18 protein-coding genes are annotated in these 22,924 nt (G+C 32.6%); 7 read left to right on the forward strand and 11 right to left on the reverse strand.

The features are described 5' to 3' along the window. The 4 genes from LNP27_RS10310 to LNP27_RS10325 form a co-directional block, all read right to left on the reverse strand. Window positions 1-528 carry a KdsC family phosphatase gene (locus LNP27_RS10310; RefSeq protein ID WP_229941528.1) on the reverse strand — a complete coding sequence of 176 codons (528 nt, stop codon included), beginning with the start codon at window positions 526-528 and terminating at the stop codon, window positions 1-3. Continuing rightward, complete coding sequence (locus tag LNP27_RS10315; RefSeq protein WP_229941529.1) at window positions 512-1,285, reverse strand: Rossmann-like and DUF2520 domain-containing protein; 774 nt, start codon at window positions 1,283-1,285, stop codon at window positions 512-514. The genes LNP27_RS10310 and LNP27_RS10315 overlap by 17 nt, the downstream gene beginning before the upstream one ends. An 84-nt stretch (window positions 1,286-1,369) precedes the next feature. Beyond that, a complete protein-coding gene (locus LNP27_RS10320) occupies window positions 1,370-2,467 on the reverse strand; it encodes an acyltransferase family protein (RefSeq protein ID WP_229941530.1) in 1,098 nt (365 codons plus the stop codon). Between the two features lie 185 nt (window positions 2,468-2,652). Beyond that, entirely contained in the window at window positions 2,653-3,774 is a 1,122-nt protein-coding gene (locus tag LNP27_RS10325; RefSeq protein WP_229941531.1) for an acyltransferase, read from the reverse strand. Between the two features lie 400 nt (window positions 3,775-4,174). Between LNP27_RS10325 and LNP27_RS10330 the strand changes: the two genes are divergently transcribed. Next, on the forward strand, window positions 4,175-7,378 hold the full coding sequence (locus LNP27_RS10330) for a cytochrome c biogenesis protein CcsA (protein ID WP_229941532.1): 3,204 nt from the start codon (window positions 4,175-4,177) through the stop codon (window positions 7,376-7,378). Between the two features lie 310 nt (window positions 7,379-7,688). Here LNP27_RS10330 and LNP27_RS10335 read toward each other — a convergent pair whose 3' ends face one another. Next, the gene (locus LNP27_RS10335) at window positions 7,689-8,480 is read right to left on the reverse strand and encodes an anti-sigma factor (RefSeq protein WP_229941533.1); all 792 of its coding nucleotides are present in this window, start codon (window positions 8,478-8,480) and stop codon (window positions 7,689-7,691) included. Next, a complete protein-coding gene (locus tag LNP27_RS10340; protein ID WP_229941534.1) occupies window positions 8,480-9,010 on the reverse strand; it encodes an RNA polymerase sigma factor in 531 nt (176 codons plus the stop codon). Before LNP27_RS10340 ends, LNP27_RS10335 begins: the two co-directional genes overlap by 1 nt. A gap of 534 nt (window positions 9,011-9,544) precedes the next feature. Here LNP27_RS10340 and LNP27_RS10345 point away from each other — a divergent pair. Together LNP27_RS10345 and LNP27_RS10350 are read left to right on the forward strand one after the other, a co-directional pair. After that, window positions 9,545-12,271, forward strand: a complete 2,727-nt coding sequence (locus tag LNP27_RS10345) for a PKD domain-containing protein (RefSeq protein ID WP_229941535.1) — start codon at window positions 9,545-9,547, stop codon at window positions 12,269-12,271. 108 nt (window positions 12,272-12,379) lie between these two features. Then, window positions 12,380-12,970, forward strand: coding sequence for a glutathione peroxidase (locus LNP27_RS10350; protein WP_229941536.1), 591 nt, complete (start codon window positions 12,380-12,382; stop codon window positions 12,968-12,970). A 75-nt stretch (window positions 12,971-13,045) separates the two neighbouring features. Here LNP27_RS10350 and LNP27_RS10355 read toward each other — a convergent pair whose 3' ends face one another. The 3 genes from LNP27_RS10355 to LNP27_RS10365 all read right to left on the reverse strand — a co-directional run bounded on the left by LNP27_RS10355 (window position 13,046) and on the right by LNP27_RS10365 (window position 15,686). Beyond that, window positions 13,046-13,996 carry a tRNA dihydrouridine synthase gene (locus tag LNP27_RS10355; protein WP_229941537.1) on the reverse strand — a complete coding sequence of 317 codons (951 nt, stop codon included), beginning with the start codon at window positions 13,994-13,996 and terminating at the stop codon, window positions 13,046-13,048. A gap of 67 nt (window positions 13,997-14,063) precedes the next feature. Continuing rightward, window positions 14,064-14,561 (reverse strand): GNAT family N-acetyltransferase, encoded by a 498-nt coding sequence (locus tag LNP27_RS10360; protein WP_229941538.1) that lies wholly within the window; start codon window positions 14,559-14,561, stop codon window positions 14,064-14,066. 6 nt (window positions 14,562-14,567) lie between these two features. Further along, window positions 14,568-15,686: a thioredoxin family protein gene (locus tag LNP27_RS10365; RefSeq protein ID WP_229941539.1), complete on the reverse strand. Its 1,119-nt coding sequence runs from the start codon at window positions 15,684-15,686 to the stop codon at window positions 14,568-14,570. Window positions 15,687-15,855: 169 nt separating this feature from the next. Between LNP27_RS10365 and menD the strand changes: the two genes are divergently transcribed. Together menD and LNP27_RS10375 are read left to right on the forward strand one after the other, a co-directional pair. Continuing rightward, window positions 15,856-17,517 (forward strand): 2-succinyl-5-enolpyruvyl-6-hydroxy-3-cyclohexene-1-carboxylic-acid synthase, encoded by a 1,662-nt coding sequence (menD, locus tag LNP27_RS10370; protein ID WP_229941540.1) that lies wholly within the window; start codon window positions 15,856-15,858, stop codon window positions 17,515-17,517. A 274-nt stretch (window positions 17,518-17,791) separates the two neighbouring features. Then, window positions 17,792-18,133: a DUF2853 family protein gene (locus LNP27_RS10375; protein WP_229941541.1), complete on the forward strand. Its 342-nt coding sequence runs from the start codon at window positions 17,792-17,794 to the stop codon at window positions 18,131-18,133. A 111-nt stretch (window positions 18,134-18,244) separates the two neighbouring features. On the opposite strand, the gene LNP27_RS10380 is transcribed toward LNP27_RS10375, so the two are convergent. After that, window positions 18,245-19,597, reverse strand: a complete 1,353-nt coding sequence (locus LNP27_RS10380) for a M20/M25/M40 family metallo-hydrolase (protein ID WP_229941542.1) — start codon at window positions 19,595-19,597, stop codon at window positions 18,245-18,247. Window positions 19,598-19,887: 290 nt separating this feature from the next. Next, window positions 19,888-20,226 carry a cupin domain-containing protein gene (locus tag LNP27_RS10385; RefSeq protein ID WP_229941543.1) on the reverse strand — a complete coding sequence of 113 codons (339 nt, stop codon included), beginning with the start codon at window positions 20,224-20,226 and terminating at the stop codon, window positions 19,888-19,890. A 272-nt stretch (window positions 20,227-20,498) separates the two neighbouring features. Between LNP27_RS10385 and LNP27_RS10390 the strand changes: the two genes are divergently transcribed. Both LNP27_RS10390 and LNP27_RS10395 read left to right on the forward strand, forming a co-directional pair. Continuing rightward, window positions 20,499-21,353, forward strand: coding sequence for a CvfB family protein (locus tag LNP27_RS10390; RefSeq protein WP_229941544.1), 855 nt, complete (start codon window positions 20,499-20,501; stop codon window positions 21,351-21,353). Between the two features lie 731 nt (window positions 21,354-22,084). Then, window positions 22,085-22,915: a 1,4-dihydroxy-2-naphthoyl-CoA synthase gene (locus LNP27_RS10395; protein WP_229941545.1), complete on the forward strand. Its 831-nt coding sequence runs from the start codon at window positions 22,085-22,087 to the stop codon at window positions 22,913-22,915. The last annotated feature ends 9 nt before the right edge of the window (window positions 22,916-22,924 follow it).

Here is a 22,924-nt window from a genome sequence, read left to right on the forward strand (position 1 = left end):
TTAATCGTGTTTCCCGTCAAAATGAGCCATCCATTTTCCTTGTGTTTTCATCACTTGTTCAATAACATCACGTGCAGCACCTTTGCCACCGTTTTTATGTGAAATATAGCCTGAAATTGCTTTTATTTCTGGACTAGCATCCTGCGGACAAGTAGCTAAGCCAACTAATTTCATTACGTGATAATCTGGAATATCATCGCCCATATATAAAACTTGCTCCGGTTTTATTTGATAAACATCAGTGTATTCATCAAAAGTTTCTACCTTGTCTGGCGTACCTAAGTATATATCTGTAATTCCAAGATTTCTTAGACGTACTCGAACACCTTCATTACTTCCTCCTGAGATGATACATACATTATAACCACTTTCAACGGCGGCTTTCATAGCATAACCATCACGAATATTCATAGTTCTAAGAATTTCTCCTTCATTAGTAACAAAAACAGAGCTATCAGTTAAGACTCCATCAACATCAAAAATAAAAGTAGTGATGTCGTTCATTATTTCTTTATAACTTTTTGCCATTATGTCGTATTGATTGTGTTAGTATTTTGTAAATATTTAGATGATTTTGATTCGTTAAAAACGCTTCATGAGCTTCAATTGTTGCAGTATCATTTCGTTTTGCTGGACCAGTTTGCGCTTCTTGCGGCGAAAGTACCATTATTTTATTGGCAGTTTCAGCGATCAAAGGTTTTAATATATCAAATGAAACTTGATTTTCTTCACAAATTTCGCTACCTATTTCGTATAAATGATTCGTGAAATTATTGATAAAAACAGCCGCCACATGTAATGCTTTTCGTTGCTCTGAATTGATTGCAAAAATAGCAGCCGAAATTGACTTGGCAACTGTGTTTAGCAATTGATAATCTGTTGCATTTTCGCTTTCTAAACAAATAGGTATTGTCTTGAAATCGACTGCTTTATTTTTAGTAAATGTTTGTAATGGATAAAAAACTCCTTTTCGGTTTTCTTCATTCAAAGCAGTAATAGGAACAGTTCCAGAAGTATGAACGACCAAACGGTTTTTGAAAGGAAGTTGAGAATCAACCTCACTAATCGCATCATCTGAAACGGCTATGATGTACAAATCGGCTTCTAATAATTGATTATAATCAGTAGCAATTCGATCATAATCGAGCAAATGGACGAGTGTTTCTAATTTTCTAGAAAAAACTTGAATCAGTTCGATTTCAGTACCTTCTTTTTTGGATTTTTCAAATGCGACAATCAAATGCTGCGCAACATTCCCTGAACCTATAATAATCACTTTAATCATGCGGTAAAAATAGTAAAAGAGTTTTGTTCTTCCGTATTTTTATTTTTCAATTATTGAATTTTTATAGTTTGACTTTTGTGATTGTTACTTGCTTAAACTAGTTTTCAATTTGTCAGTAAAATAACTTCTTATCGGAAAGTCTAAAAATTTAAAAATAAAGTATGATAGCAGTATTAATAGAATCACAGAAGCAGGGATTACTATCCATAAATCAGCCATGCTTGGTTTTTCTACAGTTAAGTAATTTGCAAATATCCACATAAATGGATAATGCGTCATATATAGTGGATAAGAAATTTCCCCAGACAGTGTATTTATTTTTTGATATTTACTTGCTAAACTCGCTCCAGCTCCTAGAGAAACTAATAATGGAAAATAAAAAATAACGATAATAGGTTCAATTATCCAACTCCAATTCTCGTTGTAAGGTGTTAAAAACGCCAACATTAATAAAACACTCATGCTTAGTAGACCCAATTTATTTTTAATAATCCAGTTGGCTCTAAAAATTAACATACCCATTAGGAAAGAAAAAGAAATTCGAGCTAGGCCATCAAAGAAAGTTCCTCCGCTCCAACCCCCGAGTAAATTACCGGAATTCCAGCCTACATAAAAAATACCTGCCGCTGCTAATAGAACTAAAATTGGTAATACTTTTTTACTCGCTTTAAATAATACAGTTGCATAAATTAAGTTTGCAACATATTCCCAAAATAAAGACCAACTAGGCGCATTTAAATTAAATAAATTAAAATAACGTTCCGTGACTACTGGATAAGGGATTAGAAACACAGAGGTGATGAAAATCAATGCAGTCTCTTTGAAACCATATATAGCATATAAATTACTGTATGGGTCAAATAGAAAAGTAAGTAGCCCTAAAATGGATCCTATAATGACTAAAGGTTGTAAACGAATTAGTCTTAATTTTATAAAAGTTTGTAATGGCATTCCGTGAATTCGGGTATCATAGGCATAAGTAATTACAAAACCAGATAAACAAAAGAAGAAATCAACGGCTAAAAAACCATGTGAAATAAAATTATTACTTAAATCCGCAATAACAATTTCCATAAAGTGAAAAACTACTACTACTATAGCAGCTAATCCTCTTAAACCATCTAATATTTCGAAATGCGGCTTACTTTTTAGAAACTTGGATTCTGTAGTTTTATCTTGCATTAGTTTATTTTTAATTTTGTTTTACAATATTTTACCCGATAAGTTCTAATAAATCAAGTTCGTTTGTAATCTTTTAGTTGAATTAGTAATGAAAAAAATAGATTGTATATTATTTCGTAAACGAATTAGTTTCTATTTTAAAACTGGATTGTAATGTCGTTCTAAAAGATTTTTTTATACTCAAATCAACCAATTATGTATTTTGATTTTGGCATTAAAGAAATAATTTTTATAATACAATACGCAATAAAAAATGTAAGTACTGCTATTAAAAACTGTTCAATTCCTGTGTTTAAAGTTAGAATATCTTTTATATAGTTGCCAATCCACAAAACGAGAGTATAATGAACTAAAAATATACCATAACTTAAAACGGATAATTCCTTAAATATGCGTTCGATTAAACCTGAAAATTGAATTTTTTGAAAAATCATAAATACTCCGGCAGTCATTATTACAACACTTGGCGCTAGAAAACTGATGTTGAATTCTAAAATTTTCCAATCTTCAATATTGGAATTTGCTACTTTATCTAAAAATATATTTTGGTCAGATATAAATCCGATATAGGTAATTATTGTTCCAACAATAAAAAGCAGGCTACCAATTAGTACCGATTTCTTAATGCTAAGTTGGTTATAATGATGTAAAAAATAGCCTAGTATAACATAACCAAAATAGCCTCCAAAATAATAAAACATACCAAAGCTGTTCCAATCACATTCTCCTTGAATTTGAGGAAAAAGCAAACGGAGATAAGGAAAAAACAAGGTGATTCCCCATAGCGAAAGATAGAAAACAAGCATCTTCTTTGTAGCAGTTTTTATCCAAGGAGAGAAGATTGGCATAAAAACATACAAGCCTAAAATGATGTAAATAAACCAAAAATGAATGTTGCTGCCTGTGAAATTTATTGGAATCATCATCAGGTTATAGAGGTAAACATTCATTTCCGAGTCGTTAAATGCGTTTGAAGGACCTCCAAAGACAATTTCGTTAGGAGTAGGCAGAAATACATAAATAACTGACCAAATCAAAAATGGAAAAACGACACGGGAAAAACGACGTTTGAAAAAGGTAGTGATATCTGTTTTAATAGGTAACAACAAAATTGATGACATAATAATAAAAAGCGGTACCGAAGAGCGAAGCAAAACGGCAAATGCAGTAGCTTCAGTGCCAAAGCGCATCGTTTTTGCATCATATATAAATATGTCTCCTGCGTGCACCATTATTACCATCAGAGTAGCTAATACTCTGAGGACGTCAAGATACGCTATTCTGTTTTTTTCTAATTTTTGTATCATTTGTCGTGAACTTTTTTTGTTTTTTTTTAAATTTTTTTTTGGAGGAAATGGATTACTGAACTGTTGGGAGCAGAGTCTCAGGTGTTATTTGTAGCCAAATATATTTAAATATTCGTACCAAAAATTATAAGGCTGTAATAAACCGGTAGGTTTGTACTATTTTGTAGGAATCTTAGAAAAATTTTTGGCAGAAGAGTTTTGTAACGAAAAGTTTCCTGAAAAAAGGCTGTAGATATTCAATAAATCAACTTTTTTTTAGCTGGTTGAAACGGCAGAATAGAAAATAATTAACTAAAGTAGAGCAGTCTTAATTTTGGAATTAATTAACAATTGAGCGAGCTTTCAAGTCAACAATTTTGAGTACTTTTGTTGCAATTTTAAAAAATTTAATCCCATAAAAATGGATAAAAAATTATTTTCTTTTTTGTTTTCCACACGATTAATGGCTTTATTATTTGTTGGATATGCAGTTGCAATGGCTACCGGAACTTTTATCGAAAGTAAATATAATACCGACACAGCAAAAATTTTAATTTATAACTCTTGGTGGTTTGAAGCCATTCATGTTTTCTTTTTAATCAATTTCATTGGTAACATCAAGCGTTACCAACTTCTGAAGAAAGAAAAGTGGGCTACCTTGATACTGCATTTATCTTTTGTATTCATTATTTGCGGTGCTTTTGTAACGCGCTATATCAGTTATGAAGGAATGATGCCAATACGTGAAGGCGCTTCGGAAAATCAAATTTTTTCGGAAAAAACTTTTTTAACTGTTTTTGCCGATGGAGAGTATAAAGGAGAAATGAAGCGTAGAACTTTTGAAAAACCACTACTACTTTCTCCAGCTACCAATAATAATTTTAGTATGTCTGAAAATTTTGCAGACACTAAGTTTGAAGTGGAATATGGAAATTTCATTATGGGAGCCAAAGAATATATCAAACCAGATCCTAAAGGAATTCTATATTTAAAAATTGTAGAAGCTGGTGATGGCGGACGTCATGAGCATTTTTTGAAAGAGGGAGAAGTGCAAAATATCCATAACGTATTATTTTCTTTAAATAAATTTACGGATGGCGCTATTAATATAACAACGACTGGGACTGCATATACTATTCAAACCCCTTTTGAAGGAAACTTTATGCGAATGGCAGATAAGTTAGAAGGTGCAGTGACTAAGGATAATGTTCAGCCATTGATGATGCGTTCGCTATACAGCATTGGCGAAATGCGATTTGTATTTCCTGATCAAGCCGTCAAAGGTATTATGGATTATGAATCAGATAATGATTATAAAGCAAAAACGCACGAAGATGCTTTAGTTGTAAAATTAAAAGCAGATGGTCAAGAAAAAATAGTAACAGTTGTAGGCTCTAAGGGAAAAATTGGGGAGCCAAAAACTGTTAAAATTGGTAACATTGATTATACATTTTCTTACGGAAGTAAAGCCTACATATTACCATTCAAAATAAAATTAAATGATTTTATTGCCGATAAATATCCGGGAACTGAAAAAAGTTACTCTTCTTTTGAAAGTAAAGTAACGGTTGAGGATGAAAAACCATTTGACGCTAGAATATTTATGAATAATGTATTAGATCACAAAGGATATCGTTTTTTTCAATCGGGATTTGATCCTGACGAGAAAGGAACAATATTATCTGTCAATCATGATTTCTGGGGAACTGCCTTGACTTACATAGGCTATTTTCTGTTGTATTTCGCTATGATGGCCATCATGTTTACAAAGCATTCTCGTTTTGCTGATGTAAAACGCAGATTGGAAATTGTTAAAATGAAAAAGGCAAAATTACTTACCTTACTATTGCTAGTATTTAGTGTGAGTGGTTTTGCGCAGGAAGCAGAACATGATCATTCGTCTCATGCAGGAAAGCCACATCCTGAGGCTGGAGCATCTGCAACGCACGATAATCATTCTGAGAAACCATTGAGTCAAGATCAACTTAATAGTTTAATTGAAAAATTTAAAGTGCCAGAAGCGCATGCATCAAAATTTGGTCGTCTTGTAATTCAAGATGGAGGCGGTAGAATGAAGCCTATTAATACATTCTCTTCAGAACTATTGAGAAAGGTAAGTCATGAAAATTCGTATAAAGGAATGAATTCAGATCAAGTATTTTTGTCGATGACGCAATACGGAAGTTACTGGATCCAAATTCCAATTATTTACATGAAAAGTGGAAATGATAGTATCAGAAAGATTATTGGGGTGGACAAAGCTGCTCAATATGCTCCTTTCGTTTCGTTTTTTGATGATAAAGGGAATTACAAATTATCTAAATATTTAGAAGAAGCATTTAAATCAGCAAATCCGAACCAATTTGAAAAGGATTTTATTGAAACGGATAAAAAAGTAAACTTAATGGAATCTGCTTTGAGCGGACGTATATTAAAGATCTTTCCAATTCCGGATGACAAAAATAATAAATGGGTATCCTATCTAGAGCTAAATGAAGCAGGTTTGAAAGGGATGGAAGAAACCTACGCTCGAAATGTGTTGCCACTTTATTTTGGTTCTTTGGCAAATGCATCTACTTCTAAAGATTATAAAACGGCTGATGAATTATTAGAGAGTATAAACGGATTCCAAAAACGTTTTGGTAGTAAAGTAAGGCCAAGCGAGGAAAAAATTACCTCAGAAGTATTGTATAATAAATATGATGTGTTTCAAAAATTACCGTATTGGTATATTTTTGCCGCAATTTTAATGTTGTTTTTTACAATTTTGAAAATATTTAAGGAAAGAAAATCACTAAATTTTTTAGTGAATTTCATGCATGTCGTGATTCTTGTTTTATTTATTCTTCATACAGGAGGGTTAATAGCGAGATGGTATATCTCTGGTCACGCACCATGGAGTAACGCTTATGAGTCTATTATTTATGTGGCGTGGGCAACTATGTTCTTTGGATTAGCTTTCGATATTAAATCAAAACTTACAGTAGCTTCATCAGCATTTGTAACTGCGATGATATTAGCCGCAGCATATATGAACTGGATTGATCCTGAAATAGCAAACTTACAACCGGTACTTAATTCGTATTGGTTAATGATTCACGTTGCAGTAATTGTTGCTAGTTATGGTCCATTTGCATTAGGTATGATATTAGGATTCGTTTCGCTATTGTTAATTTTCTTTACCAATGAAAAAAACAAAACCAAAATGGATTTGAATATTCAAGAGATTACTTATATCAACGAACTAGCATTGACTATTGGTTTGATAATGTTGACTATTGGAAACTTCTTAGGAGGGCAATGGGCAAACGAAAGTTGGGGACGTTATTGGGGTTGGGACCCAAAGGAAACTTGGGCGTTAATTAGTATCATGGTGTATGCTTTTGTGATTCATGCTCGCTTTGTACCATCTTTGCGTGGCAAATGGTTTTTTAACTTGATGAGTATGTTTGCTTTTATATCAATTTTGTTTACCTATTATGGAGTAAACTTTCACTTAGTAGGATTGCACTCGTACGCAAGTGGTGAAGCACATTCTTTAAATTGGATTTGGTATTCACTGGGAGCTATTTTATTTATTGGAGCGATAACGTATCCTAAGTATAAAAAATATTACAAGAAATAAACAGTCTTGTTTTAATTAGAAAAGGTTCAATTTAACGGTTGGACCTTTTTTGCGTTTGATAAGTTGCAATATTTAACAGAGCGAGTTGTATCTAAAATGCTTTTTTTTACGTTAGTTTACTCCATTTGTCCTGCTGGATCCCTATTAAACTTTACGAATATCGTAGTTGAGACGCTTCCACCGTGACAAAATAAATGTTGGGAAATAAGTCCTTTAGCTATTATCAATTTTTTAGACTACTAATTATATAAAAAAAAGGTTCAACATTACTGTAGAACCTTTCTCTCAATAATTATAAATAAAATACTATTTAAACTTTTCCTAAAGTGTATAGTTGTTCCATTGTAGGAGTTAAACTTCCACCCGCAGGCTCTAAGGTAATTCCGAAAGCTTCTGCTTGATCCGCGCTATTTACTGCAAATAATTTTTGATCATTTGCATCAAAGTTGTCTAACAAACCGATACTGGTTGGCGTTAAAGGATTCAATTTAAGAGCCCAAACTTGATACACCATTCCTTGTGGAGGCTCGGGTAAACCAGCAGCATCAATGTAAACTACTTTTGTATCTTGATTCCAATACACTTTTGCAGACGATTCTGGAGCAACAGCTTGTCCGCCAAGAACTACAACTGTATTCTTTGTATCTCTAACAACTGCTAAACTCGTTTCGCTAGCTGCGTTTTTAAGTTCCAACACTTTAATATCTTTCTCTAGTTTTGCTTTTTCGATAGTAGAACTTTGAACTACTTGATTCGTTACAAATTGATTTTGGTTGTATTGATAACCAATACCAGCCAATAAAAGAACTGCTGCAGCCCATCCAATATATTGAGACCAATTTCTCTTTGGTTCTAACTCAATCACTTTTGGATTATGCTTAAGCGCTAATTTCTCCTTAATTTTTTCATAATTCGCAACAGAATGGAACGGAGAAAAACTCGATGATAAAGCTACAATAGCTTTTTCTATAGCGATAATTTCAGCGTTTATTTGCGGATTATTTTTTGCCATAAGAGCAACTTCTTCGTTTTCAGTTTCATTAAGTAAACCGTAAACATAGAGTTCTAAGACACCTGATTCTATATATTCTTGTGTTTCCATTATACTTTCAAATAATTTCGTAGATCGTTAATACAATTTCTATTTTGAGTTTTCACTGTTCCTAAAGGAATCGCCAACTCGTCCGAAGCTTCCTGCTGGGTATAGCCTTTAAAAAACAGTAAATCTATTATTTGAATACATTTTGGTTTCAGTCTTTTTACAAATTCCTGTAAACCTATCGTATCCACTTTGTCAGCCAGTTTCGAACTGTCTTCAAAGTAATTTACGAAATTATCAGAAGAAAGGTTTTTTTGACTGTTATTAAAATTCTTAGAACGCAGTTTATCGATAGAAGTATTTCTGGCAATATTAAGAATCCACGTGTAGAATCGACCTTTGCTTTCATGATACGAATCGATGTTTTTCCAAATCTTTACAAATACGTCTTGAAGCACATCTTCTGCTTCCTCTCTATTTTTTACCAAAACATTTATAACCGAGAATAAACTCTTAGAGTACATATCATATAGAAATGTAAATGCTCTTTCGTCTTTTTTGTAAATTAATACTAATAATTCTTCCTGACTCATATATTTTAATTTTACTAATGCAAACTTATACATTCTAAATAACAAATAGTTAAATAAATGTTCATTCCTGATGATTTTGCGCTTCAGAACTTGTATTTCAATACTATTTTGCTTTTTATTCCTAAATAAAATGTAGAATTATGATTTTATTTCTGCCTTAGGCAAAGGTTGTTTTAATACACATTTTAAGAGTATTAGCACTCTGAGAAGTAATATACCAAAATGAGCTAAATTATAGTAATGAAGCTCAAGCTGCAGCAATAGGTAATTTGCTTCGAAATTTAAAATTAGCTATTTTTCTATTAAAAATTATGATGCATTTTTTATTTTCAGAAGCCTACCAGAAACTTATTACTAGAGTTTTTTTCTGGTAGGTTTTTTAGTTCACTCGTTAACAATTGATGTATTTTTGGCGCTATAGGTTTTAGTTCGTAGTATTTATTCTATAAAATAGATAAGTTCTAAACGATAATTATATTGTTTAACTAATTAGAATTATTCAAGGAGTAGTTTTAAGCACAAAAAAAGTATGTTATGAGGATGAACAAAGTATCTAAAAACGGATTAGCCTTTCTAATCTTAATTTTTTCTGGTTTTCTTTTTTCTTTCATTAATTTTAATTCTCCGTCGATAGATGATGCATCTAAAGAAAAAGAGTTGAAAGAGTATTGGTCTAATAAATATAAAGCTTCTAGTTGGTACTTAGATATGAAAAGTGCTGCACCTAATTTTTATGAAATTAGAGATGAGTTTAATGAATACTTTAAACACAACACTTTTATAGTTACTCAAGAAGTTAAACAATACAAACGATTTGCGCATGAATATTTCCCTAATATTGACGCTGATGGCAACTATATTGATCCATCTCTTTCTGCTGTAAAAGCGATAAATTCTGCTAAAAAATCAGTTGCGGGTAACCCGTGGAAACAAATATTTTTAAAGTGGAATACAACGCAAGATAATGGCGGTACAGGAGTTTTAAGATCTATTAGAATCGACCCAAGTAATTCCAATGCAATTTTAGCTGGTGCTGCAACAGCTGGCATTTGGCAAACAATGGATAGTGGAAAAAATTGGGCGTTTGTTTCTGGAGGTGTTCCTGAAGTAGAGTGGGTAAATGAAATTATTTACAGTAAAAAAGATCATAAGATTGTTTATGCCAATACAAATATGGGAGTGGTTAAATCTACTGATGGTGGAAAAAGCTGGAGTTATACGGCGCTTAAGAAAACGTTCCCCGATACATTTGGTTCGCTTATGTGGTTAGATTTAACAAGTACAAGCAATGATATTGTGTACGCAACTACCGAAGAAAAAGGAAAATATAAAATTTTGAAATCAGTCGACGGTGGTAAATCTTGGATAGAGAAGTACCAAACCAATAAACGCATTTGGGATATGCGTGTTAAGTTAGATGATGCTAATGTGGTTTATATTTTAGAAGAATCTTCTAAAACAGATTGGATAAATTTCAAAAAATCAACAGATAGTGGAGTAAGTTTTACCTCCGTTAATAATGGATATCCTGCTGACCATACTACTAAATCACATCGTGGAAGAATAGGTACAACGCCTGCAAACAATAATGTAGTTTATGTAGTAATAGGTTATAATGGTGGCGATGCTAATGATAAAATATCATTTTTCAAATCTTCTGATGCTGGTCGTTCATTTATTAAAAAGAATAACCTTGACATTAAAGAACCGCTAGTCAATGCTATGGGACCAAAGGATTTTTTGAGTGGAACTTGTCATCTTGCACAGTTAACTTGGAATCTAGCTTTTACAGTATCAGAAACAGACGAAAACTTTATAGCATGTGCTGCTAATAAAATTAAAGTGAGTACTGATGGTGGTGCCACGTGGGCATTTGATCTTTCAGGTAAAATTATTACAGGAAGACAATATGATCAATATCAATCAAACAATGCACATACAGGAGTTCATGGTGATCATCATGCACTTTCGATTATTGGGAAGGATATATGGAATGCTAATGATGGTGGAGCTTATCATTCCAATGATGGTGGTTTTACTGTTGCAAAAGATAAAACCGATGGTTTAGGAATCATGGAACTTTGGGGATTCAGCCAATCTTTTAAAAATGATATTATGGCTGTAGGACTGAATCATAACCAAATTTGTTTTAGAGATGATGCTGTTTACGGAGGTTGGATAGGCGTTAATGGTGCTGATGCCATGGCGACCAATATTAATCCTATTGATGATCAATACATGTACAATCACCCATGGGGACACGAGCGAGTAAAACGTTCTTTGACTGGTAAAAAAGGACATACTTTTCAGGAACTAGGAATCCAGTTAGGTTATATCACTTTAGATAATTTAGAATATCATCCTAACCAATTTTATACTATTTACGGTAGTGATTATGGTGACAGAAATAAAACATACCAGTTGTCTAAAACTACTAACAATGCCTCTTCTTGGGAAGTAATGAAGGAGTTTAGCGCTGACAAATCTAACGCTGTTGCAGTAAAAGTAAGTTTTGCTAATCCTAATTATATTTATGCAGTAGTAGAACCAAATCGTGTTATTAAATCTGTAGACGAAGGGAAGACCTGGATTGATGTGAATCCGCCCGCGTCGCTTGTAAAAGGTTTTGCCTTATGGCGATTAGCAGTAAGTGATAAAAACCCCAATCATTTATGGGTTACTGTTAAAGCGAATCAAGATGTTGTGAAAGTAATTCATTCAAAAGATGGTGGATTAACTTGGAGTGATTATTCAGATGGCCTTCCACAATATGCTATTTATTCTATGATATATCAGAGAGGTAGTAATGATATATTGTATCTAGGAACTAGAAGCGGAGTTTATTACAGAAATGCAAACATGTCAAAATGGGAGCTTTTTGGTTCAGGAATGCCAGTTGCCAACACTAGTTTTATGTTTATTAATTATGCAACAGGAAAACTTAGAGTAGGAACCTCACGCGGGTTGTGGGAAAATGATTTGGTTGAACGCACAGCGCCAAAAGCTAATAGTACTGCAAGTAAAAAAATAGTTTCTAGCGATGATCCAATGGTTCAATTTGCAGATTATTCAGTAGCTGATAAAGACGCAACGTATTCATGGAAATTTCCAGGAGCAACTCCGTCATCATCAACAGAAGAAAGACCGCTTGTATCTTATAAAAATGCCAAAAAAGGAAGCTATAATGTTACACTAACTGTGACAGACTCGAGAGGTAAAAGTACACAGACATTGAAAAATTTTATAACAAGGAATAAATAATTAAGTTTTTTATAGAGGCAATTTAATGTCAACTTTTTTTAACTACTGTTTAACTGAAATAAGTTTAACTGAGACAATTAATTGTTTAATTTTATAAAAAATTAAAATATGAAAAATTTAGTATTAATAGCCACTTGTGCTTTGTTCTTATTTAGTTGTCAAAATCAGGCACAATCAAAAAAATCAAAAACGAAGATGAATACAACAGAAGCAGTTGCCAAAGAAAATATTTATCAGTTTAAGGTGCAAGATTTATCAGGAGATACTTTTGATTTTGCATCCTTAAAAGGTAAAAAAATTATGATTGTAAATACTGCTTCAAAATGTGGATTAACGCCACAGTATAAAGATTTAGAAGCAACTTATAAAGAATATAAAGACAAAGGATTTGTGATTGTAGGTTTTCCAGCAAACAATTTTGCTTCACAAGAACCAGGAACTAATGCTGAAATTGCTGCTTTTTGCCAGCAAAACTATGGTGTATCTTTCCCTATGATGGATAAAATTTCTGTAAAAGGAGATGATATGGCAGCCATTTATCAGTTTCTGACTCAAAAATCGAAAAACGGATTGCAAGATTCAACTGTGGAATGGAATTTTCAAAAATACTTGATTAATGAAAAAGGGGAGTTAGAGAAAGTAATTGCACCAAGAACCTTAGTTACTTCACCAGAAGTTATGGATTGGATTAAAGCATAAGTTTAAAAATATTAAAATAGTAAAGCGATTTTCATTTCTGAAAATCGCTTTTTTTATAGAAGTAAAACTGCTCGCTTAGAATTTTTCGTTTCTGAAAATTTCTGCTACTGCAGCTTCATAATTTCGAATACTTTGTGCCTTCTTGATTTTTTTCAAAACCTTGTGGGGATTCGAAAAAGTAGCTGAAAAATATTCCCATAAATGATACATTTTTAATAAAATATGAGTGGAACCTGAAAGGGATTCACTATAAATAGCATATAAAGTATCATGAAAGGCATTGAATAATTCAATTTTGTTTTCTGGATATTCTACGGTGTTATTTTTTATCATACTTGGCAAAAAAGGATCAGAAATTAATCCTCGTCCTATCATCCAATGGTCGATAGTAGGAAACCTTTGCTGCATTTCCTGGAATTTAGCTACTGAAGTAATATCGCCATTATAATATAACTTGTGTTTTGTGTTATCGATGCATTGCTGAAAAGCATCCAAATGTACGCCGCCTTTATAAAGTTGTTTTCCAATGCGAGCATGGATAGCAATATTTTTGATAGGGTAGGTGTCTAAAATAGGTAGAACATCAAGAATTTCTTCACTATTTTCATAGCCTAGACGCATTTTCATCGATACAATTATGTCTGATTCTGCGTGCGCTCTCTCTAAAACGTGATTTATTTTTTCAGGCTTACTGATTAAACCAGAACCCATTCCAGACTTAGTAACCATAGGATAAGGGCAACCTAAATTCCAATTTAATTCTTTATAGCCTAATTCTCTAACATATTTAGCAACGAATAAAAATTCATCAGCATCATTTGTTATGACTTGCGGAATTACTTCTAAATCAAGATTATTCTCCGGAAGTAAGTCTCTTTCGTAAGAGGGTTTGATAACCATTTTACCATTCAACCTTATGTAAGGTGAGTAAAAAGTATCAATTCCACCAAAAAGTTTGTTTTGAGCATTTCTAAAACGGAAGTCGGTAAATCCTTGTAAAGGAGATGAAAGTAAGGTGTAGTCCATGAAAAATTTAATTGTGCAAATATACTATTCTTTCTACACTTATGTTTTTTGTGTGACCAATAACTTTTTATTCTAAAATTAACTGCATAAATACCGAATGTAACCAGCGATCAAATTTATATCCTGACTCCTTAATTACTCCAACTACTTTAAATCCAAATTTCTCATGGAATTCTATACTACTTTGATTTTCTTCGTCAATAACGGCAACCATAGTGTGTAATTTTTGCTCTTTAGCAATACGAATTAATTCTTGAAGTAGTATTTTTCCAATTCCTTTTCCATGAAAATGCTGATTTACATAAACCGAATGTTCCACCGTAAATTTGTACGCTTCCCGAAATCGAAACTCGCTGTACATTCCAAAACCAATTACCTCCTCATCAATTTCTGCAATAATAACTGGAAACCCCTTTGATAATTTATCGTCTAAAATTGATTTTTGTTGCTCAAAAGTTCTAATGTTATAATCATATAGCGCAGTAGAATTTATAATATTGTAGTTGATAATATCCAAAATAGCTTGGGTATCATTCACTTCGTATGGTCTAATAATTACAGACATAAATTTTTATTTTGTGTTTAACTCTTTTAATATTGCGTCGGTGTCGGTAGTATCCCAACCCATTTCTTTTGTAATTGCATTCGCATTTTTAGCGTATAGTAGTGCTGTTTTTTTATCTTTAATTTTAGCATAGAGGCGAGCTAGTAGTAAATTGCCTTCTGCGGAATTATTTAATTCAAGGGCTCTTTTTCCCCATTCAATTGCTTTTTTTAGGGCAGTTACATCTGCTATTTCTTTCCAATACACCTGCCCAATTTCTTTGAGTTTGCTGTCAGTATGCCAAAAGTATTTCTCCGTATTTTCAAGTGTCGTTTTTTTATAAAACCCCCAATTTTTGGTTCGTTCTGCTAACAACAAATCGTATGAAAAAATAAGTGAGTCTGTTTTTTGCAATTGGATTGTTTTTGCAATTTCTTTTTTTTGAAAGTAAGCAACATTATCTAAGTTAATTGTATAAGGTTCTAATAATTCCGAAACAATATTAGTGATTTTTGCATCTACTCGTTTTGGCGATGTTATTTTTTCGAAAGCTTCTTTATTTTTTAAAACATATTGAAATTCTCTTGATTCAATATCAGTAACACCGTTGGAGATAACACGCCAATTGATTTCGGATAGTAATTGTTGGTCGGTTTGAGTTTTTAAATAAAGATGCGTAGGTACTGATAAAGCGGTGCGATCAGCTCCTTTTCTAAGTGTTTGAATATAGGCCAAACAAGCGTTAACATTCGAAGGATTATTCAAAAATTGTTGCTCTAAATAGGGTAATTGCAATTTAGGATTTAAGGCATTTGTTGCTTCATTTATAAAAGCCTCCGTTTTCATTTCCCCTTTTATACTGTACAAAAGTGTCTCATCAGCCTCTATAAATAAAAAAGTTGGTAAACCGTTGGTTTTATAGTGCTCTTTTATTTCTTTTCCATCTTCTTTTTCAATGTCTTTCCAAACCGAAATGTAATTTGCATTCATAAAATCTTTGACTTTCTGATCACTAAAAACGGTAGATTTCATAGTATTACAATGCGGACACCAGTTAGCATACAACATTATAAAAATAGGTTTCTTTTCTTTTTTAGATTGAACTAGTGCTTCTTTGTAGCTAATTTTATTGGGATCAACACTCACTTGTGACCAATTAAATTGAATAAAAAAACATAAGAAAAGACTATATAAAACGCGCATGTTAAACAAGATTAATGATTATTTGTAATGATTCTCAAAAATAAGAAAACTATTCTACAATAAGGAATAAGCGTGCCAACTTTGTATCTTTACATCTTTTAAATTTGAATACATGATTTACCCAAAAATACCTTTAGCGCAAAGCATCATCGAAATTTGTTTAGCCAAAGGAATTACCACCATAATAATTTCTCCCGGATCTAGAAATGCACCACTTACTATAGGTTTTGTAAATAATCCAGCTTTTAAATGCTATAGTATTGCTGACGAGAGATGTGCAGCTTTCTTTGGATTAGGAATTGCGCAACAAACCAAGCAAGCAGTGGCTTTAGTTTGTACTTCAGGATCAGCGTTACTAAATTACTATCCCGCTTTTGCGGAGGCATTTTACAGTCAAATTCCCTTGACTGTCATTTCTGCTGATAGACCGCAGAGTAAGATTGATATAGGTGATGGTCAAACGATTAGACAAGAAAATGTTTTCCAAAATCATTCGGTCTACAATGCTAATTTACACGAATCAGTGTCTAAAGAAAATGATATTGAAATAAATCGCGCAATAGATGCTGCATTACATCAAAAAGGACCAGTTCACATCAATGCACCTTTTGAGGAGCCTTTGTATGATACGGTCCCAGAACGCTCCATCGACGCCCTAGTAAATAATTTTGCTAATTTTACTCCTGTTCCTGCTATTGAAGATTTATCTGAATATGCTAAAATTTGGAATAATTCTAGTCGTAAAATGATTTTGGTTGGTGTAAATGAACCAAATGCTATTTCTGAAACTACGCTTAAAAATCTAGCAGAAGACGAGTCAGTTGTTGTAATGACTGAAACGACTTCTAATTTGCATCATCCTACTTTTATAAATAATATTGATACCATTATTACGCCTTTTACAACTGCTGATTTCGAGGATTTTAAGCCTGAAATTCTAGTAACTTTTGGCGGTATGATTGTTTCTAAACGAATTAAGGCTTTTTTACGAAAGTATAAGCCCAAACACCATTGGCATATTGATACTTTACGAGCGTATGATACTTTTGGAGCGTTGACAAAGCATTTTGAAGTAAATCCTAATAGTTTTTTTGAGGCTTTTTTACCTTTGACAACAGCCGTAAAAAGTGATTATTTTATCAAAATTGATGAAGTAAGAAAGTTTCGGGAAGTAAAGCACGAAATTTATTTGGATAAAATTTCATTTTCGGATTTTGTAGTTTTTGAAAAAGTAATCAAAAGTTTGCCTAGAAATAGTCAACTTCAAATTAGTAATAGTTCGGCTATTCGTTATGCGCAACTTATTGATATTGATCCATCGATCGAAGTATATTGTAATCGCGGCACTAGCGGAATTGACGGTAGTACTTCGACTGCTATTGGTGCGGCTGTTGCCAATGCAAAACTAACCGTTTTCATCACTGGAGACATTAGTTTCTTGTATGATAGCAATGCGCTTTGGAACCAATATATACCAAAAAATTTCAAAATTATATTGGTAAATAATGGCGGTGGTGGAATTTTTAGGATTTTACCTGGACACGAGGAAAGTCCCGTTTTTAATACTTTCTTTGAAACTTCGCATTGTTTAACTGCTGAACATTTAGCTAAAATGTATGGATTCGAATATACTATAGCAAGCGATGAAACGAGTTTAGAAACGAGTTTAAATGCTTTATATCATCAAAACGAAAAACCATGTATTTTAGAAGTTTTTACACCCACATTAAAGAACGATAAAATATTGTTAGACTATTTTAAGGAATTAGTATAGGAATTAAATTCAAATAACATTTTTTTAAAAGTTGATCTACTTTTGCTGTTTATAGGTGTGAAGATTAGTTGCTTAGTGAGTATTTGGATAGTTTTTGGAGCTTTTTATTTTTGGCAACGAATCGTTTGTTTATAAAGAATTAGAAAAATTCTAAAATAACAAGTTTATAATATAATTTATTTTATCTAGGCATATTTAACAGCAATATTCTGTGTAAATAGCAAATAATTGATTAAATTTGAGTTAAATAATAATCAATCATTAAACTTTTACTATGAGTGCAAGAGAAGAATTAATTGTAAAGTATGCAGCCGATTTGAAAGACAAATGTGGCGTTAATCCAGACATGGATTTATTGACTAAAGTAACTATTGGTTGTGGGCCGTCTATTTATAATGCGGATTCAGCAACAGTAGCGGGAAGTCAACAAGCAGAATTAGATACCGTTAAAAATAACTTTCTTATTAAAAAGTTAGGATTAACTGACGGAGTAGATTTAGATGCTGGTATTGATGCAGTGATGGAAAAATATGGTCGTTCGAACAAAAGTAAGTACAGAGCAGTAGTTTATTACTTATTGACCGTTCATTTCAAAAAAGAAAGTATTTATAATTAAATAGACACTCTTAAATGTAAAAAGCGTTCGACTTGTTGAGTCGAACGCTTTTTTATTTTATAGTATTATTGAATCATAAAGTAAACTTAGAAAAACACTCGATTCAGACTTTTAACGAACAGGTATTGGGAAAACAGGCAAGCTAGAGTGGCCTAAAGCATCAACAGATTGTACGGCAAAGAAGAAGTTATCTTTAGAATAAGGAATTTCTATTTTTGTGTCTTTTACGAAAATTGTTTTTTCCCAATGCGATGATGATGTTTCTCTAATAAGAATATTATATCCATAAACTGATTTTCCTTCTGGAGCATTCCACACGAGCGTTGAAAAATTAGTCAACTCTTTTACTTCAATCCCTACATTTGTTGGTGCTTTTGGTGACCAAGCTAAATTGCTAAAAGTGGCCAAGTTCGAAGAAGTCACTTTCTTCAAATACTCAAAATCCATAAATTCAGGAAGATCGCCGTACTGAATATTATTTTCTTTTCGTACATCTTGATGTTGGTGATCGAAGTTTTCATTCATTTCACAAAAACGAATAGCAGTAAATCCATTTTGACTGAAAGGAGTATGATCGCCACCACGAAGAAAACGATCGTTTCTGTATACTAATTTAATATCCAGTTGATCTATATATTGATTTGTAACTGTCTTTATATAGCGCGCTAATTGCCGCGATGGACTGTCATTGTCACGATTAGTTGATCTACGCATTTTAGCCTCCGCATCCGTTTCAAGATATGGAATTGTTTCACTAAAGACACGAACTTGTAAATTGTCTCTCAATAAGGTGCTGCTTGACAAACTGTTTCCAATCATATCATTATTGATCATAGCGACTACATTCCATTTTTCATCTTTAGCGACATCTGCTAAATGCTTGGCCCCGTATAATCCTTGTTCTTCTCCAACTACCGCCACAAATATTAGTGTAAAAGGAAATTCTCTCTTACTCATTATTCTTGCAAGTTCCATCATTGCTGCAACTCCGGAAGCATCATCGTTAGCTCCAGGTGCATCAATTTTTGAATCCATTACGTCTGAGGCACGAGAATCTAAATGCCCGCTGATGATTAATACGCGATCGTCAGTTGAATCTGTTCCTTTTAAAGTAGCCATGACGTTACCTAATTGACTATCGGTTGCAATGCGTTTTCCGTCGGCTTTAACAGTGAAAAAATCAATTTTTGAAGTTAATCTTCCATTGGAAGATAAAGCGTATTTATCAAATTCAGATTTTACCCAGCGTTGTGCCGCTCCAATCCCACGCGTATTGCTTTTAGTATCGCTCAACGTATGTCTGGTTCCAAAAGATACAAGCTTGCGAACTGTAGCTTCCATGTTTTCTGATTTCACTTCTGAAACCATTTTTTTTATTTCTGGATCATCGACTGTCGTTTGAGAGAAAGAGGTATGAGATAGCAATGCAATTAGCAATAGGTAAAAAATAGAGGTTGGTTTCATTAATAGTTTTTTTTAGTTTTCTCAAAATTAATAAAATTGAAAAAGAATATATAGATTAAATTAAAGTTTAGGATTTGTTGAGGTATAAATATGATTGTTTATTCATTAGCAGAAGGATCATGAATAAGTATCAGTTTCTCACTAAGTCTCTGTAAAAGAAAGTATCCAAGCTTTTTAAAGTGTTTACTTGATTCTGAGGTATTTGAAATGCGATAATTCTTAATAAAAAGATGGGTAATAATACTCACTAAAACTATAACTAAACCTTATATACTAGAGAAGTCTCAATATTATTCAAGTACTTTTTTTACTCTTTCAACAGTGTCTAATTTGGATAAAGTTAGTCGTACTATACTATCTTCTTCTGCATGTAAATCGTGAGGTACATTTGCATCTAAAGAAATTAAATCTCCTGCTTGTAAAATCATTTTTTCACCGCTTACACCAAAATTGATGCTCCCCTGATGAATTTCGACCGTGATGGGAAAGCCTGCTTTATGCTCTTTCATTACTTGTCCTTTTCTAAAAAGTATTCTGATTTCTTTTGATGTCTCTGTTTCCATCATAACTTTGATGGCTACTTTATCTTCATTGTATTGAAGGTCTTTTCTTAAAGAAGCTGTTTTCATTATTTTTTATTGTGTTTAATAAATTATTGTGCAATTGTATTCTTAGTTATTCATAAAGATACGCTTTTCAACCTTAAAAGCTAGTTTAGAGTCTTTATTTAAAGTGTTATTGATGTTTTAAAATAGGGGAAAGAATTTTTTTCGCGGAAATATAAGTGCAGTAATTATATATAAAAATAGGATTTTATAAATGGTAATCAAAATTATTTCTTAATTAAATCTTTGTACCTTTGCCGCTTATAGAGTCGAAACCGACTAAGAATTTTAAGAAAATGATTGAAATAGGAAAATACAATACATTAACAATACTTCGTGATACTAAAGTAGGATTATTTTTAGGAACTCCAGATACGGATCCAGAAGGAATACACGATATACTACTACCTAACAAATATGTTCCAAATGAATTTGAAATAGGCGAGGAGCTTATTGTTTTTGTTTATTTAGACCACGAAGAGCGTCCCGTTGCTACCACTTTGGAGCCTTATATTTTATTGAATGAATTTGCACTTTTACGTGTAAATTATGTCAATCAAGTAGGTGCTTTCATGGATTGGGGAATGGAAAAAGATATTTTGGTTCCTTATAAAGAGCAGGCGCGTCCTATGGAAAAAGGGAAACGATACCTAGTTTATCTTTACATGGATGAAAAAACAAACCGCTTAGTTGCTTCAAGTAAGACAAATCAATTTCTTAAAAATGAAGAAATTACGGTTGAAAAAGGAGAAGAAGTTGATTTAATTGTGTCTCATATTACCGAATTAGGAATAAATGTAATCATTAACGAGAAACATAAAGGTTTGTTGTACAAAGATGAAGTTTATGATGATGCTATTCGTACTGGAGATCGTATGCGTGGTTATATCAAAACGATTCGCCCTGACAATAAAATTGATGTAGCATTGCAAATTCAAGGCTACGAAAGTATTGAGCCAAATGCTGAAAAAATACTTGATGAGTTAAGAGCTAGTCGTGGTTTCTTGCGACTGACTGATAATTCGCATCCTGAGGATATTAAAACGGTTTTGAAGATGAGTAAGAAAACCTTCAAGAAAGCAATTGGTGCTTTGTATAAAGAGAAATTAATAGAAATCAAGGAAGACGGAATTTACTTGGTTAAGGAGTAAAAAAAAGAAAGACTAATCGAAAACGGTTAGTCTTTCTATTTTTAACGCTGTTTTAGAATATTTAATTCTACCAGCATTATTATAAATGGTAGTTTAAAGTATTTCTATCCGCCTTTAAAACAATAGTATTCTTGATACTTTTTTGTAAATATTAACTTAAGCGTAAATTACTTTAACTTTCTTTTTTTGTCTTTTAATTATCTAATCTATTGCTAAGAATCTTTAAATTTAATTTCACAGTTAGCCATTGGTTTCTATAATTATTAAAAGATTATTTTCTAAACATTTTTTTATTAATGTTCCGCTATTGCAGAAACAAGAAAAATAAATCTTCGTTTTAACCGTAGGTGTTACTTTATTATTTGTAGTTCTATTGCAAACGACTTTCTAATTATCTCGTTTTTCAAAGTTTTTGAAATCATATTATTGATTATTAACCAAGAAAAAGGAGCGACAACATTTTTAAGTGTATTCAAAAAATTCTTTTTTTAGGTTAATAATTCAGTGAGTAAAATGATAATTGAAAAGACAAATAAAGTGTATCTGTCTGATTAACTTAATGTAAAGTTAAGGATATTTTGCGTTCGAAAATGTTAAAACATAATTTTCATTAAAATTTAACATATAAAAGTTCTTCGCCAAATAAGGATTACTGCAAGCTTATTTCAATAGAATAGATATACTGCGAAAAATGATTTATTTTTACGCTAAAATAATTTAAACAGAGTAAAATGGATTGGATTACTGCTAAAGAATATGAAGATATTACGTATAAGAAATGCAATGGCGTAGCCAGAATTGCTTTTAATAGACCGGAAGTACGCAACGCTTTCCGTCCGAAAACAACTGCTGAACTTTATAATGCTTTTTATGATGCTCAAGAAGACACTTCTATAGGAGTTGTTTTGTTGTCTGCTGAAGGACCTTCGTCTAAGGATGGAGTGTACTCATTCTGTAGTGGTGGCGATCAAAACGCGCGCGGACATCAAGGATACGTGGGTGATGATGGGCAGCATCGTTTAAATATATTAGAAGTACAACGTTTGATCCGTTTTATGCCTAAAGTAGTTATTGCTGTAGTTCCTGGTTGGGCTGTGGGTGGTGGTCATAGTTTGCATGTAGTGTGCGACTTGACCTTGGCCAGCAAAGAGCACGCTATTTTTAAACAAACGGATGCCGATGTAACTAGTTTTGATGGCGGGTATGGCTCTGCTTATTTAGCTAAAATGGTTGGACAGAAAAAAGCGAGAGAAATTTTCTTTTTAGGGCGCAATTATTCTGCTCAAGATGCAATGGATATGGGTATGGTAAATGCTGTTATTCCGCATGCAGAATTAGAAGATACGGCTTATGAGTGGGCTCAGGAAATTTTGCATAAATCGCCAATGGCTATCAAAATGTTGAAATTTGCTATGAATCTTACTGATGACGGTATGGTTGGACAACAAGTTTTTGCTGGTGAAACTACTCGTCTTGCCTATATGACTGAAGAAGCTAAAGAAGGTAGAAACGCATTTTTAGAGAAAAGAAAACCAAATTTTGAAAAAAAATGGCTGCCTTAAATAAATAGT

The organism is Flavobacterium galactosidilyticum, from assembly GCF_020911945.1.
In the GTDB taxonomy this organism is placed as follows: Bacteria; Bacteroidota; Bacteroidia; order Flavobacteriales; family Flavobacteriaceae; genus Flavobacterium; species Flavobacterium galactosidilyticum.

Bases quoted from the DNA above. Each gene is read 5' to 3' on its own strand.
- LNP27_RS10310 (WP_229941528.1), bottom strand. From the start codon at position 528: ATGGCAAAAAGTTATAAAGAAATAATGAACGACATCACTACTTTTATT.
- LNP27_RS10315 (WP_229941529.1), bottom strand. From the start codon at position 1,285: ATGATTAAAGTGATTATTATAGGTTCAGGGAATGTTGCGCAGCATTTG.
- LNP27_RS10320 (WP_229941530.1), bottom strand. From the start codon at position 2,467: ATGCAAGATAAAACTACAGAATCCAAGTTTCTAAAAAGTAAGCCGCAT.
- LNP27_RS10325 (WP_229941531.1), bottom strand. From the start codon at position 3,774: ATGATACAAAAATTAGAAAAAAACAGAATAGCGTATCTTGACGTCCTC.
- LNP27_RS10330 (WP_229941532.1), top strand. From the start codon at position 4,175: ATGGATAAAAAATTATTTTCTTTTTTGTTTTCCACACGATTAATGGCT.
- LNP27_RS10335 (WP_229941533.1), bottom strand. From the start codon at position 8,480: ATGGAAACACAAGAATATATAGAATCAGGTGTCTTAGAACTCTATGTT.
- LNP27_RS10340 (WP_229941534.1), bottom strand. From the start codon at position 9,010: ATGAGTCAGGAAGAATTATTAGTATTAATTTACAAAAAAGACGAAAGA.
- LNP27_RS10345 (WP_229941535.1), top strand. From the start codon at position 9,545: ATGAGGATGAACAAAGTATCTAAAAACGGATTAGCCTTTCTAATCTTA.
- LNP27_RS10350 (WP_229941536.1), top strand. From the start codon at position 12,380: ATGAAAAATTTAGTATTAATAGCCACTTGTGCTTTGTTCTTATTTAGT.
- LNP27_RS10355 (WP_229941537.1), bottom strand. From the start codon at position 13,996: ATGGACTACACCTTACTTTCATCTCCTTTACAAGGATTTACCGACTTC.
- LNP27_RS10360 (WP_229941538.1), bottom strand. From the start codon at position 14,561: ATGTCTGTAATTATTAGACCATACGAAGTGAATGATACCCAAGCTATT.
- menD (WP_229941540.1), top strand. From the start codon at position 15,856: ATGATTTACCCAAAAATACCTTTAGCGCAAAGCATCATCGAAATTTGT.
- LNP27_RS10375 (WP_229941541.1), top strand. From the start codon at position 17,792: ATGAGTGCAAGAGAAGAATTAATTGTAAAGTATGCAGCCGATTTGAAA.
- LNP27_RS10380 (WP_229941542.1), bottom strand. From the start codon at position 19,597: ATGAAACCAACCTCTATTTTTTACCTATTGCTAATTGCATTGCTATCT.
- LNP27_RS10385 (WP_229941543.1), bottom strand. From the start codon at position 20,226: ATGAAAACAGCTTCTTTAAGAAAAGACCTTCAATACAATGAAGATAAA.
- LNP27_RS10390 (WP_229941544.1), top strand. From the start codon at position 20,499: ATGATTGAAATAGGAAAATACAATACATTAACAATACTTCGTGATACT.
- LNP27_RS10395 (WP_229941545.1), top strand. From the start codon at position 22,085: ATGGATTGGATTACTGCTAAAGAATATGAAGATATTACGTATAAGAAA.